Source organism: Collinsella sp. An7 (genome assembly GCF_002159335.1).
Taxonomy (GTDB): Bacteria; Actinomycetota; Coriobacteriia; order Coriobacteriales; family Coriobacteriaceae; genus Coprousia.
Window position 1 is genome coordinate 133,100 of sequence record NZ_NFHP01000001.1, and the last position, 12,704, is coordinate 145,803.

The window sequence follows — 12,704 nt, forward strand, 5'->3', positions numbered from 1 at the left end:
CCGAGCGTGGCCCCAGGCGGCACCTCGCCCCAAGCAGACGCTGAGCTTACCGAATCCTTGCACGCCCGCAGCACGCCGCCTCACGCCCACGCGCGCTTCGACGCGCGGTTTGCAGAGCTACCGGGCTCTATTGCCGTCGCGTTGCCGGCTCGCGTGTAAAATGTGGCGAGGTTGTTCCGCCCCATTGGGCGCGGTATACTCTTGCGAGTTGTTTCGACTGAATGTTCTGGAGGGAAAACATGGGTTTTCTGCCAAAGGGTACCGAGTGGATCATCATTCTCATCATCGTCCTGGTCATCTTTGGGCCTAAGAACCTCCCGAAGCTCGGTGCTTCGCTTGGCAAGACCGTGAAGAACCTTCGCGAGGGCATGGAGGGCGACGACGCCTCCAAGGGCTCCGACGAGGCTCCGGCCGAGGAGGAGAGCGAGGAAGACGCCAAGATCCGCGAGCTCGAGGCTCAGCTCGCCGAGGCCAAGAAGAAGAAAGAGGAGCAGGACGCTGAGTAGTCCCGCTCTTACGTGGAGCGTGTGGCGGCCGGCATCCGACCAGGTGCCCGGTCGCCTTTTTATCTGACGCGCCCCGGGCGCGCCGCGAGACCAAGGAGCAAGGAGCACAACATGGCAGCAAGCGAGATCGTACTTACCGCTGAGGGCCGCCAGAAGCTCGTGGATGAGCTTGCCTGGCGCGAGGGCGACCTCACCAAGCAGATCGTCGAGCGCATCAAGGTCGCGCGCGACTTTGGCGACCTCTCGGAGAACTCCGAGTACGACGACGCCAAGGAGGAGCAGGCCAAAAACGCCGCCCGCATCGCCGAGATCCAGTCCATCCTCGCCAACGCCAAGGACGCCGAGGCCGTCGACCACGTGCTCTCCGTCTCCATCGGCTGCACTGTTGAGCTCGTGGACGTCGACGGCGTGGCCATGGAGGTCACCCTCGTGGGTACCACCGAGACCAACTCGCTCGAGCACAAGATCTCCAACGAGTCGCCGGTCGGCCGCGCGATCATCGGCCATGGCGAGGGCGAGACCGTTGAGGTTGTGACGCCCTCCGGCAAGAGCCGCGTCTACACCATCACCAAGATCTCGCGCTAAGGCCGCCGGCCCCGCGCACGGATGCGAACGCTCCTCGGGGTCACGCGGCCTCGGGGAGCTTTTTTGTTGAGAGTTGAGGAGCTAGATCCATGACCGATATCGAGAACGAGCAGACCGCCGCGGCCGCGCCCGCCGCTGCGCCCGACACGCTAAACAATGAGCGCGCCCACCGCTTGGCCAAGCGCGCCGCCCTGATCGAGGCGGGGCGCGACCCCTATCCGGAGCACTGCGAGGTAACCGACCACGCGGCCGATATTGAGGCCCGCTATGCCGAGCTCGCTGCCGGCGAGGACACCACCGATGTGGTAAAGGTTGCCGGGCGCGTGGTGGCCAAGCGCGGCCAGGGCAAGATCATGTTCGTGGTGCTGCGCGACCCCTCGGGCGACCTCCAACTCTTCTGCCGCATCAACGACATGCCCGAGGACGCCTGGCAGCTCCTGGGCGAGCTCGACCTTGGCGACATCGTTGCGGCCGAGGGCGTTGTGGTGCGTACCCGCCGCGGCCAGCTCTCGGTGGCGCCCCGCGCGCTCACCCTGCTCTCTAAGGCGGTGCGCCCGCTGCCCGAGAAGTTCCACGGCCTCTCCGACAAGGAGACCCGCTATCGCCAGCGCTACGTCGACCTCATCGTAAACGAGGACGTGCGCGAGACCTTCCGCAAGCGCTCCGCCATCATCTCGACCTTCCGCCGCTACATGGAGGAGACCGGCTACATGGAGGTCGAGACCCCCATCCTGCAGACCATCCAGGGCGGCGCCACCGCGAAGCCGTTCATCACGCACTTCAACGCGCTCAACCAGGAGTGCTACCTGCGCATCGCCACCGAGCTGCACTTGAAGCGCCTGCTGGTGGGCGGCTTTGAGCGCGTGTTCGAGATCGGTCGCATCTTCCGCAACGAGGGCATGGACCTCACCCACAATCCCGAGTTCACCACCATGGAGGCGTATCGCGCCTACTCCGACCTCGAGGGCATGAAGGAGCTCGCTGAGGGCGTAATCAAGGCCGCCAACGCCGCGATCGGCAACCCCGAGGTCATTGAGTACCAGGGTGCGCAGATTGACCTGTCGGGCACGTGGCCGAGCCGCCCCATGACCGAGATCGTCTCGGACGCGCTTGGGCGCGAGGTTACGCTCGATACGCCGGTGGAGGAGCTCGCCGCCGCCGCGCGCGAGGCCGGCATTGAGGTCAAGCCCGAGTGGACGGCCGGCAAGCTCATCGCCGAGCTCTACGACGAGATCGGCGAGCCCTCGATTGTGAACCCCACCTTTGTGTGCGACTACCCGGTGGAGGTGTCGCCCCTCGCCAAGCGCTTTGAGGACGATCCGCGGCTCACCCACCGCTTTGAGCTCGTCATTGCCGGGCACGAGTACGCCAACGCCTTTAGCGAGCTCAACGACCCCGTTGACCAGGCCGAGCGCTTCCGCAAGCAGATGGAGGAGAAGGCCGGCGGCGACGACGAGGCCATGGAGTACGACGAGGACTACGTGCGTGCGCTCGAGTACGGTATGCCCCCGGCGGGCGGCATCGGTATCGGCATCGACCGCGTGGTGATGCTGCTCACCGACTCGGCGAGCATCCGCGACGTGCTGCTCTTCCCGCACATGAAGCCCGAGAAGGGCTCGGGCGCGGGTGCCGCGGCTGCCCGGGCTGCACAGGAGGGCGCCGCGGGTGCGGGCGCCGCCGCTAGCTACGTCCCCAACAAGGTGCCCACGATCGACTACAGCAAGGTGGCCGTGGAGCCGCTCTTTGCCGACTATGTCGACTTTGAGACCTTTAGCAAGAGCGACTTCCGCGTGGTGAAGGTCAAGGCCTGCGAGGCGGTCAAGAAGAGCAAGAAGCTTCTGCGGTTCACGCTCGATGACGGCTCGGGCACCGACCGCACCATCCTCTCCGGTATCCACGCGTTCTACGAGCCGGAGGATCTGATGGGCAAGACGTGCGTCGCCATCGTGAATCTCCCGCCGCGCAAGATGATGGGCATCGACTCCTGCGGCATGCTCATTTCTGCCGTGCACGCAGAGGGCGAGGGCGAAGAGGCCGAGGAGCGCCTGAACCTCCTTATGCTCGACGATCGCATCCCCGCGGGCGCCAAGCTCTGCTAGCACAACGAGCGGCGTAGCGTGGCCGCTGGCAAGCGATTCTTTTGTAACGAGGGCGGGTCCTGGGGATTTACCCCGGGGCCCGTCGTGTTTTTGGCGCGGATTGCGGTCCTGCCCCGTTTTCGAGCACAGCTAGCGCCGAAATTGTGTATAGCGAAACATTGTGTATACCGAAACTGAAGCACACGTCGAAGGTCGTTATACATTTCTGCAGGTCACTGGCCCAAGGCGCCTTTTACATACACTTCGCAGCAAAGTTTCAGTACACACAATTTATTTCGCTATACACAATCTCGCGCCGTTTGTGATTTCTTGTACCGTCGAGCTGCTTGCGCGACGGCGGCTATGCTTACGTCCCTGTATGTCTCCGGGTCGGTGGCGTGTAGCAGCAAAGACTTTAGAGCCGTTTCGGCACCCCTGCGACGGAAAGCGCTCTTTCGAGCTTCAGGTCATCCGTTGCTTCCCTATAGGACAGGCGAACGACCGTTGCCTCCGTAAGATTGAGATGCGATTCGCGTCAGCGTTCATCAGCGAGAACCTGCTGCGTCTCGTCGAGTGTGAGCGCGTTGCCGCGGTCGTCCCGCTGGTACTTCTGTAACCCATCGAGCTCCAAAATGATGATTCTGCCATCGGGAAGTCGCCAATAGTAATCGACGGTGATGGTGACGTTAGGATTGAGAGGGTCGGGGACCTCAACCTGAAGTTCAGGTATGACGAATCCAAGTTCGATGATTCCAGAGCGAACGACCGACTCGCCTCCGTTGGCGCTTCGTCCGTCCGCATAGCGAAGCGCACGCCAGACCTTGGCGGCTCCGTGCCGGTATCTCCCGTTTTCTTCGGCGTATGCCTGGAGCTTTTCAACAGTTGTCAGTTGATGGTGCAGCGACGAATCGACAATGGCGAGCCCCTGTCGGAATGTCGTATGGCACAGGCAATCGAAGACCGTTGCTTCGAGGGGAGTGACGCGTATGCCATTGACGGTGGTCGATGCTAGGCACGGTAGGGCATGGTAGGCATAGCAAGACGATACCGACCGCCGATTGCGCGGCTGGGTGACGCCGACATGTGCCTTAGTGAGCAGTGCAAAGGGGACCTGGAGGCCGTGAACGACTGCTGCCGAGTACAGACAGAATGTCCAAGAGGGGTGGCGGTGGGCGAGCGTGCGGATCAAGTGATACATTTCACCTCGCGGTGAGAGCGATTCAAGATAGGTCGCGCGGGCATAGTGGCCCGGGTAGGCTTCTCCGAGAATGCCGTTCATGGAAAGTTGTTTTGCCTGCTGGAGTATGTGCCCCGAGCGGGGAAAGACGAATCTTTGGTTGCTCTCAGCCTCCTCGAGTGCATGCTCGAGGGCCTGTCGGGCCTTCTCATCTTGAGCTGAGAGGTCGGACGCTCGCGACATCTCGGCGTCGCTCGCATGCCGTACCTGCGACGTATCCACGACTGCCTCATCTCCCTTCGGCTTTATCGGGCGGACTCGTAACGCTAGCAGACGGTTCAAACGGCTTTCCGCGCATCTCTCGCACCAATCTGACACGGCGGGCACAGGCGTCTAACCGGGCAGCTAGGGAGGGGCGTTCCTGCCGTTCCGGTATGGGAGCGCATTCAGCGAACGGCGGAAGTATTCGGTGAGCGGTAAGACGGGCGGCTCGTAGGTGGTGCGACGGGGGCAGGGCGGAGGGCTGGGCGGGGAGAAGGGCGCCAATCATGCTGGTTTTGTTTTTGCGCCCGACGTCTTGTGGATCAGATACGATTACAGGACTGCCCCGATGGCGGAGGTGCCCATGATCCGACTTGTCCAAGGTGATCGAAAGCGGTATATGCCCTTGCTGTTGCTGGCGGATGAGCAGCCGGAGATGGTCGCTCGCTACATCGACCGGGGCGATATGTGGGTGCTCACGTCGAAGGATGCGTCAAAGGACGGCGTGCCGGCCGTTGCGGAGTGTCTTGTTACCGACGAGGGTGCGGGCGTGCTTGAGATGAAGAGCCTCGCGGTGGCGCCGGCGCATCAGGGACGGGGCTACGGGCGCGCGCTCATCGAGCACGTCGCGCGTACGTATGCAGGGCGCTATCGCGTGCTGCGGGTGGGGACCGGCGACAGCCCGCTTACCGTTCCCTTTTACGAACGCTGCGGCTTCAAGCGCTCGCACGTGGTGTCCCATTTCTTCACCGACAACTACGACCACCCCATTTATGAGGCGGGCGTGCAGCTTGTCGACATGGTGTATCTCGTGCGCGAGTTGTAGCGGGTCGCCTCCATAAACTTTTCGCTTACGAAGACGCGCGTTTTCCGACAGGGTAGACAAGCGCCCGTGAACGGTAGAAAAACGCCGGTGAACGGTATCTAGGCTGTGAGCCACCCGCGTCGCTCGCTCCGGAGGCGCCCGTCTACGTCGAGAAAGGTCCCTTCATGCCCACCAACAAGCGCGAGAGTCTTATCTTCACCGTCATCATGTGCTTTTGCATGGTGCTCTTCATGTCGCTCTACAACGTGATGCGCGTCCACGGATGGCGGCTCAACCTCGGCATCGTGGCCGAGGCATGGGTCGGGTTTCCGCCCGCCTACATCGTTGCTATGCTGCTCGATGTGTTTGTGGCCAGCCGTTTTGCCAAGTGGTTTGCGTTTCGCTTCCTGGTGACCCCGGGCAAGAGCTCGCCGCGCGCCATCACGCTCGCCATCAGCACCATGATGGTTTTCCCAATGGTGCTCTTTATGTCGCTCTACGGAGCCATCGAGGCGTTCACGCATGTGGGCGTTCCTGCTGCCATTCCGGGCATGTGGCTTGCTAACATCCCCTTTAACTTTGTGGCGGCGTTGCCGTGGAACCTTTTGGTCGCCGGCCCGTTCTCGCGTTGGCTGTTCCGCCGAGCGTTCCCCGTGGGCACCGTGCTCGAGGAGCCTGCCGCCGCATAGCGGTTGCCAACGTGAGAGCTCCGGCCTTTGCATTGCCGTTGCGCCGCGGTGCCTAGCAGCTCGTACCTGTTCCTCCAGCGTCCGCCGCGTCGATTGCCTCCGCGCATCCCTATAATGGTGCGCGGAGGTTTTCGTATGCAGCGCACCAACACCTCGCGGCTCTCTGCCGCGCAGATACACACCGTCGTTACCTTGGGATTCTGCGGGCTGGTGTCTGCGGCCGACAACTGGTTTGTCTCGCCGGCGCTGCCGGCCATCGCGCAGACGCTCGCGGTGGCGCCCACGGCCGCGATGGTTATCCTCACCGCCTACATGCTGCCCTATGGAGCACTCCAGCCGGTGTGCGGCGCGATCGGCGACGCCGTCGGCCGCCTGCGCCTGCTGCGGGTGATCGTGCTCGGGCTCTGCGCGGGGACGCTTTTGTGCGCGGTGGCGCCGAGCCTTGCCGTACTGGTGCTCGCCCGCGTGGTGACGGGCTGTTTTGCTGCGGGAATCATCTCGGTCTCGCAGGCGTTTGTGGGTGACGCCGTGGGGCCCGAGTGCCGCGCCGGTGCGGTGGGCATCCTCATGGGCATCACCTTTACCGGGCAAGGGCTCTCGGCGGGGCTCGGCGGGATCTTGACCGACCTCGTGGGCTGGCGAGCCGCCTTTGCCGCGTTTGGGGCGCTTGCGTTTGCGGCGTGGCTCGGACTCTCGACGCTCCGCGAGCCGGCGCTCGCCCCGGGAGCGGCGGCGTTCGGGCAGGCTGAATCGCCCGAGGCCGCTGAGGTTCCCAGCTCGGCTCCCGGCTCGGCTGCCCCTGGCGTCCCTGATGCGCCCAGCTCGGCGGCCTCCGCTGCCCCTGCCTCGTCGCAGCCTCTCCAGCCGGTAGCCCCGGCAGCCAATCCCGTCGTCGCGTTCTTTCGCAACGCGCTCGACATCTTCTTTGGTCCGCGGCGAGCGGTCTTTGTGCTGGCACTCGCAACGGGGATCCTCTTTTTGGGGACGTACGGGTTTATGGGGACGTTCCTCAGCGAGGTCTGCGGCCTGAGCTCAACGGCAGCCGGTCTTCTCATGATGTTCTATGGAGTGTTCTGTCTGGTAGGAGGCTCGCTCTCCGGCGCGCTCGGGGCGCGGCGCGGTCTGCCCGGCGTGATCGCAATCGGAGAGGTGTCGGGCATTGCGGCGGCGGTGCTTCTCGCCGTTGCCGCGGCAACGTCGTCGTGGCTTCCGGCCCTCGGTGCGGCCGCATGTCTGGGACTCGGCTACATCTTGGTGCAGCCGACGCTCGTCACTCTCTCCATGGAGGCGGACCCGGAGCGTGTTGGCCTCTGCACGGGGCTTATCGGCTTTGGCGTCTTTGCCGGCGGCGGCGTGGGGTCCATGCTGGGTGGTACGGTGCTCGCCGCGGGCGGCTACCTGGGGCTCTGGCTCGTTGTGGCGGCCCTTCTGCTGGTACAGCTCATCGTGAGCAAACGGGTGCTGTAGGCGGGGCCAGAGCGGGGGAGCGCCCCGCCGCTCGCGCTCGCATGGGTCACTTGGAGCACGTCCCCAAATGACTCATGCAAAAGGACGGGTGCCGGCTGCGCGCCGGGTGTGCGGAAAGAAGGAGTAAGACACACCCGGGTACGAGCCGGCACCGACGTTCCAGCGGTTTTGCTGCTGTCGTGGTCAAATTCCGGAGAAATCAGCGATTGGACGTCCGAGCAACCGTTGAATTCTCGAGAATTTGGCCAGCTTGACAAGAAAACCGCAGGAAAGCCTGAACGCTCAAAGCCGTGCAACGGAGGCAATCGCTGATTTCTCCGGATTTTGTCCAGCGGAGGGCAAAACGCGCCGCTCCCACCGCATCATCCGCGGGTGGCGGCAACCGAGCAGGAGGCCGAGCGGCTGGACGTGGCGCCGGGCGATTCGTTGCTCGAGCTTGCGCAGGTGGAGTTCTTTGACGATGGCACGCCGTTTGAGTACTCTGTGTCGAGGAATGTCGGTACGCGCTACGAGCTCAAGGATGTGAACGTGCTCTAGCGCAGTGGGCGACCGGGCGGCCGGACCCGTGCGCAGCCCCATCGTCACGAGGGGCCGAGGCGGGCGCGTCCCCAGCCAACCCGTAATGGATACGCGACCAACGGTTAGGAGTTTAACCATGACGCAGCTCATCCACGTAAAACCGGTATTTCACAACAAGATCTGGGGCGGTCGCAAGCTCGAGACCGTCTATGGCTACGAGATTCCCGAGGGTCCGGTGGGGGAGTGCTGGGCCATCTCCGCGCACCCCAATGGAGACTGCCCGGTGCTCGACGCCGCCTACGAGGGCATGACCCTCTCTGAGCTGTGGGACGCGCATCCCGAGCTCTTTAGCGGGGTGGCGGGCGAGCCCGGTTCGGCCCCGGGCGGGGATCGCTTCCCGCTCCTCATCAAGATTATCGACGCCGCGGGCGACCTCTCCATCCAGGTGCACCCCGACGATGCGTACGCGGCCGAGCACGAGAACGGCAGCCTCGGCAAGCGGGAGTGCTGGTACGTGCTCGCGGCGGAGCCCGGCGCCACGATTGTGGTGGGGCAGCGCGCGGCAAACCGCGATGAGTTTGCCCAGATGGTCGAGGAGGGCCGCTGGGGTGAGCTCCTCAACGAGATTCCCATCCAGGCTGGGGACTTCTTCCAGATCGACCCGGGTACCGTTCACGCCATCAAGGCGGGGACGCTGATCTTGGAGACGCAGCAGTCCTCGGACATCACTTACCGTGTGTACGACTACGACCGCGTGGACGACTCCGGCCAGAAGCGCTCGCTCCACCTTGCGCAGTCGCTTGATGTAATCGATTACGCGGCCGAGGCTCCTGCCTCCGGTGCGGTGACGGCGCCCGAGGTGGATGGCGTATGCACGCTCGAGCACAACGACGACTACACGGTGGAGCGCGTGCGCGTGGACGGCGAGCGCGTGCTCGCGCAGCCCTATCCCTTTATGTGCCTCTCGGTGATTGAGGGCGCCGGCACCATCGCCGGCGAGGAGGTCGCGCGCGGGACGCACCTGCTCGCGCCGTGCGGCTGCGGTGATTTGCTCCTCACGGGGGACATGACGCTCATCGTGAGCCATCTGTAACGGCCTAGCTTGCTTCGCCGTGACCGACTCCTCCTACTAGAAGGAACGAGACATGGGTCAGTTGGGGACGTGTTCCATCTGCCCCATTTTCAAAAATGGGGCAGATGGAACACGTCCCCAACTGACCCAATCAGAGTCTTCCTAGCGCAGCGCGCCCCGCTCGGGCCGGTTGACGATGATGATGCCGGCCACGATGAGCGCCAGGGCGCAGGCGGTCTGCTGCCAGGGGAGGGCGGCGGCCTCGCCAAGGAGCATGCTCGAGAGCACCACGCCAAAGACCGGGTTCATAAACCCATAGATCACCACGCGCGACGTGGGGTTGTGCTTAAGGAGAATCGACCAGAGCGAATAGGCGATGCCGGAGACAAAGGCAAGGTAGACGAGCATGGCGATGCCCGCCGGCGAGACCTCGGGCAGGCGTCCGCCGGCAAGCGCCCCCGCGCCGGCGAGGACGGCGCCGCCGAGCACAAACTGGTAGCCGCTCAGCGCCACAGGGTCCTCGCGCTGCGCATAGATGCGGATCAGCGCAGAGGATGTGGCATAGGAGAGCGCCGCCACGAGGATAAAGCCCTCGCCGGTAAGGCTCATCGCTCCGCCGAGCCCGCTGCCGGTGAGATTGACGAGCACCACACCCGCAAAGCCGATCGCGCAGCCCCAGATCTTGCGCGCGGTGAGCCGCTCCTGCCTAAAGACGAGCGCCGCCACGAGGATGGCGAGAAAGGTGCTCGACGCGTTGACGATGGATCCCTTAACGCCCGAGGCGTGCGACACGCCCACGTAGAAGAAGGCGTACTGCACAATCGTCTGGGCGAGCGCGAGCTTAACGACCATATGACCGTTGCCGCGCGCGATGCGCGGGATGCGGCGCTCGGTGAGGGCGGCAGCGGCAAGGGCGAGCACACCGGCGAGCATAAAGCGCAGGCCCGCAAAGACAAGCTCCGAGGGAACGTCGCTCGAGGCGATGCCCAGTAGGTCGTAGCCGATCTTGATGCAGGGGATGGCGCTGCCCCAGAGTGCGCAGCACACGAGGGCGAGCAGGCAGACGACCCAACCGCGGGTGAGCAGCGACCGCGAGGTGGTGGTGCTGGTAGTCGCAGGCCCGGCGGCGGTGCGGCCGGCAGCGGCGGGGCTAGCGTCGGCGGACGTGCTTTGGGTCGCGGCGCCTGCCGGTTCAGAAGCTGGTGCGTCTGCCATTGGCTGTTTAGGCGAGGGTGCGGTCATGGGGCCTCGATCGGGTCGTAGGGGGTTCGGGCGCGAGCATTGTCCGTTGCGGTGTGTGCCCGCGCAACCGGGCCGCGCCGACCGCGGCGCGTCTTCACAAACTCTTCGCTTACGAGAATTCGCACAATCCGTTAGGGTGGTTTTAGAACCCGTGAACGGTCGAATATCGCCGGTGAACGGTAGGTAGTGCTCAAATGATGCGCTGCTGCCGTGCGATATTCGCCGTTGCACGGCTTCGCCCGCGCCCCCGGAGGCGCCCGTCTTCGTCGAGAAAGGTACTCCTTTATGCCCACAAACAAGCGCGAAAGCCTGCTCTTTACCGTCATCATGTGCTTCTGCATGGTGCTCGGGATGTCGATCTACAACGTGCTCCGCGTCCACGGTTGGGCCTTTAGCCCCAGCATTATCGTCGAGGCCTGGGTGGGCTTTCCGCCGGCCTACATCGTCGCGATGCTCCTCGATGTGCTGGTGGCCAGCCGTTTTGCCAAGTGGTTTGCGTTCCGCTTTATCGTGACCCCGGGCAAGAGCTCGCCGCGCGCCATTACGCTCGCCATCAGCACCACGATGGTCTTTCCCATGGTGTTCTTTATGTCGCTCTACGGCGCGTTTGAGGCCGTGACCCACACGGGCGACCTCGCTGCCATCCCCTTCATCTGGCTCGGCAACATTCCGTTTAACTTTGTGGTGGCGCTCCCGTGGAACCTGCTCGTGGCCGGCCCCTTCTCGCGCTGGGCGTTCCGCAAGCTGTTCCCGCTCGGCACGGTGCTCGAGGAGCCCGCGGCTGAGGTTGCGGCGTAAGGCAGCCGCGCATCTGCGCAACCACGGCTAGCCGTAGCTGGCCGCGCAAGGCGCAGCCAAAGCGCAAGGCACCACAAAGGAGGCCGCGCCCCCGGGTGCCCGGGGGCGCGGCCTCCTTCGTAAGCGCAGGGCTGCTGCCGCAGCGTTATGCCAGGTACTGCGGCATGTGCGTGGGGATGAAGTCGGTGTAGACGATACCCGCTGCGTAGTCGGGCTCGCGCACGATGGCGCGGTGGAACGGCAGCGTGGTCTTGATGCCCTCGATCTCAAACTCATCGAGCGCGCGGCGCGCACGGGCGAGCGCCTGCTCGCGCGTGGGGCCCCACACGATGAGCTTGGCCACGAGCGAGTCGTAGGTCGGAGGTATCGTGTAGCCCTCGTAGACGTGCGTGTCCACGCGCACGCCGGGGCCGCCGGGCAGGCGCAGCTTGGTGATGGTGCCCGGGCACGGGCGGAAGGCGTGCTCCGGATCCTCGGCGTTGATGCGGAACTCAAACGCGTGGCCGTCTGGCGTGTCGATACCGCCGTCGGGGATGGTCATGGGCTCGCCCGAGGCGATGCGCAGCTGCTCGCACACCAAGTCGGTGCGGGTGATCTCCTCCGTTACGGGATGCTCCACCTGGATACGGGTGTTCATCTCCATAAAGTAGAAGCTGCCGTCCTCGTCGAGCAGAAACTCGATGGTGCCGGCATTGGTGTAGCCGGTAGCGCGCACGGCCTTAACGGCCGTCTCGCACATCTGGCGGCGGAGCTCCGGGGTGAGCGCAGGGCTCGGGGCCTCCTCGCAGAGCTTCTGGTGGCGGCGCTGCACCGAGCAGTCGCGCTCGCACACTGCGGCGGCATGGCCAAAGTTGTCGGCCATGACCTGGATCTCCACGTGGCGGGGACGCGTGATGAGCTTCTCGAGGTAGACCTCGTCGTTGCCAAAGGCCACACGCGCCTCGGAGCGCGCGGCGTTGTACTCGTGCTCGAGGTCGGCCGGGTCGTGCACCTCGCGCATGCCCTTGCCGCCGCCGCCCGCGCTCGCCTTGATGAGCACCGGGTAGCCAACCTCCTCGGCAAACTTGGCGGCCTCCTCAACCGACTCCACCGCGCCGTCGGAGCCGGGCACGGTGGGCACGCCCGCGGCCTTCATGGTCTGCTTGGCGTTGGACTTCTCGCCCATGCGGTCGATAACGTCGGGGTCGGGGCCGATAAAGGTGAGGCCGTTCTCGAGGCACTTGCGCGCAAACTCGGCGTTCTCGGAGAGAAAGCCGTAGCCGGGGTGCACGGCCTCGCATCCGCGCGAGACGGCGGCACCCACGAGGCGCGCCATGTCGAGGTAGCTCTGGGCCGAGGGGGCCGGGCCGATGCACACGCGCTCGTCGGCCTCCTCAACGGCCGCGGTGTTGCGGTCGGCGGTGGAGTAGGCCACGCAGGCGGTCACGCCCATGTCCTTGCAGGCGCGCACCACGCGCAGGGCGATCTCGCCGCGGTTGGCGATCAGGATCTTCTTGAACATGTGG

Annotated in this window: 12 protein-coding genes; 9 read left to right on the forward strand and 3 right to left on the reverse strand. The window is 64.6% G+C overall.

Annotation, left to right across the window (positions count from 1 at the left end; genetic code table 11):
• Positions 1-239: 239 nt before the first annotated feature.
• The 3 genes from tatA (at position 240) to lysS (ending at position 3,190) form a co-directional block, all read left to right on the forward strand.
• The gene (gene tatA, locus B5G20_RS00560) at positions 240-506 is read left to right on the forward strand and encodes a twin-arginine translocase TatA/TatE family subunit (protein ID WP_204207603.1); all 267 of its coding nucleotides are present in this window, start codon (positions 240-242) and stop codon (positions 504-506) included.
• Positions 507-617: 111 nt separating this feature from the next.
• Complete coding sequence (greA, locus tag B5G20_RS00565; protein WP_087353869.1) at positions 618-1,091, forward strand: transcription elongation factor GreA; 474 nt, start codon at positions 618-620, stop codon at positions 1,089-1,091.
• An 89-nt stretch (positions 1,092-1,180) separates the two neighbouring features.
• Positions 1,181-3,190: a lysine--tRNA ligase gene (gene lysS / locus B5G20_RS00570; RefSeq protein ID WP_087353875.1), complete on the forward strand. Its 2,010-nt coding sequence runs from the start codon at positions 1,181-1,183 to the stop codon at positions 3,188-3,190.
• 514 nt (positions 3,191-3,704) lie between these two features.
• On the opposite strand, the gene B5G20_RS00575 is transcribed toward lysS, so the two are convergent.
• Positions 3,705-4,628, reverse strand: coding sequence for a hypothetical protein (locus tag B5G20_RS00575; RefSeq protein WP_087353878.1), 924 nt, complete (start codon positions 4,626-4,628; stop codon positions 3,705-3,707).
• Between the two features lie 379 nt (positions 4,629-5,007).
• On the opposite strand from B5G20_RS00575, the gene B5G20_RS00580 reads away from it, so the two are divergent.
• From B5G20_RS00580 to B5G20_RS00600, 5 genes are all read left to right on the forward strand, one after another.
• Positions 5,008-5,433, forward strand: coding sequence for a GNAT family N-acetyltransferase (locus B5G20_RS00580; RefSeq protein WP_239286806.1), 426 nt, complete (start codon positions 5,008-5,010; stop codon positions 5,431-5,433).
• 164 nt (positions 5,434-5,597) lie between these two features.
• On the forward strand, positions 5,598-6,101 hold the full coding sequence (locus tag B5G20_RS00585; RefSeq protein ID WP_087353884.1) for a DUF2798 domain-containing protein: 504 nt from the start codon (positions 5,598-5,600) through the stop codon (positions 6,099-6,101).
• A gap of 135 nt (positions 6,102-6,236) precedes the next feature.
• A complete protein-coding gene (locus B5G20_RS00590) occupies positions 6,237-7,568 on the forward strand; it encodes an MFS transporter (RefSeq protein ID WP_158094346.1) in 1,332 nt (443 codons plus the stop codon).
• A gap of 372 nt (positions 7,569-7,940) precedes the next feature.
• The gene (locus tag B5G20_RS00595; protein ID WP_158094347.1) at positions 7,941-8,105 is read left to right on the forward strand and encodes a UTRA domain-containing protein; all 165 of its coding nucleotides are present in this window, start codon (positions 7,941-7,943) and stop codon (positions 8,103-8,105) included.
• 118 nt (positions 8,106-8,223) lie between these two features.
• Positions 8,224-9,180 (forward strand): type I phosphomannose isomerase catalytic subunit, encoded by a 957-nt coding sequence (locus tag B5G20_RS00600; protein ID WP_087353893.1) that lies wholly within the window; start codon positions 8,224-8,226, stop codon positions 9,178-9,180.
• A 141-nt stretch (positions 9,181-9,321) separates the two neighbouring features.
• On the opposite strand, the gene B5G20_RS00605 is transcribed toward B5G20_RS00600, so the two are convergent.
• Positions 9,322-10,374 carry a DMT family transporter gene (locus tag B5G20_RS00605; RefSeq protein ID WP_087353895.1) on the reverse strand — a complete coding sequence of 351 codons (1,053 nt, stop codon included), beginning with the start codon at positions 10,372-10,374 and terminating at the stop codon, positions 9,322-9,324.
• 312 nt (positions 10,375-10,686) lie between these two features.
• Between B5G20_RS00605 and B5G20_RS00610 the strand changes: the two genes are divergently transcribed.
• Entirely contained in the window at positions 10,687-11,199 is a 513-nt protein-coding gene (locus tag B5G20_RS00610) for a DUF2798 domain-containing protein (RefSeq protein WP_087353898.1), read from the forward strand.
• Positions 11,200-11,344: 145 nt separating this feature from the next.
• Here the strand turns inward: B5G20_RS00610 and accC are convergent, their stop codons facing one another.
• Positions 11,345-12,700 (reverse strand): acetyl-CoA carboxylase biotin carboxylase subunit, encoded by a 1,356-nt coding sequence (gene accC / locus B5G20_RS00615; protein ID WP_087353903.1) that lies wholly within the window; start codon positions 12,698-12,700, stop codon positions 11,345-11,347.
• Positions 12,701-12,704 lie beyond the last annotated feature (4 nt).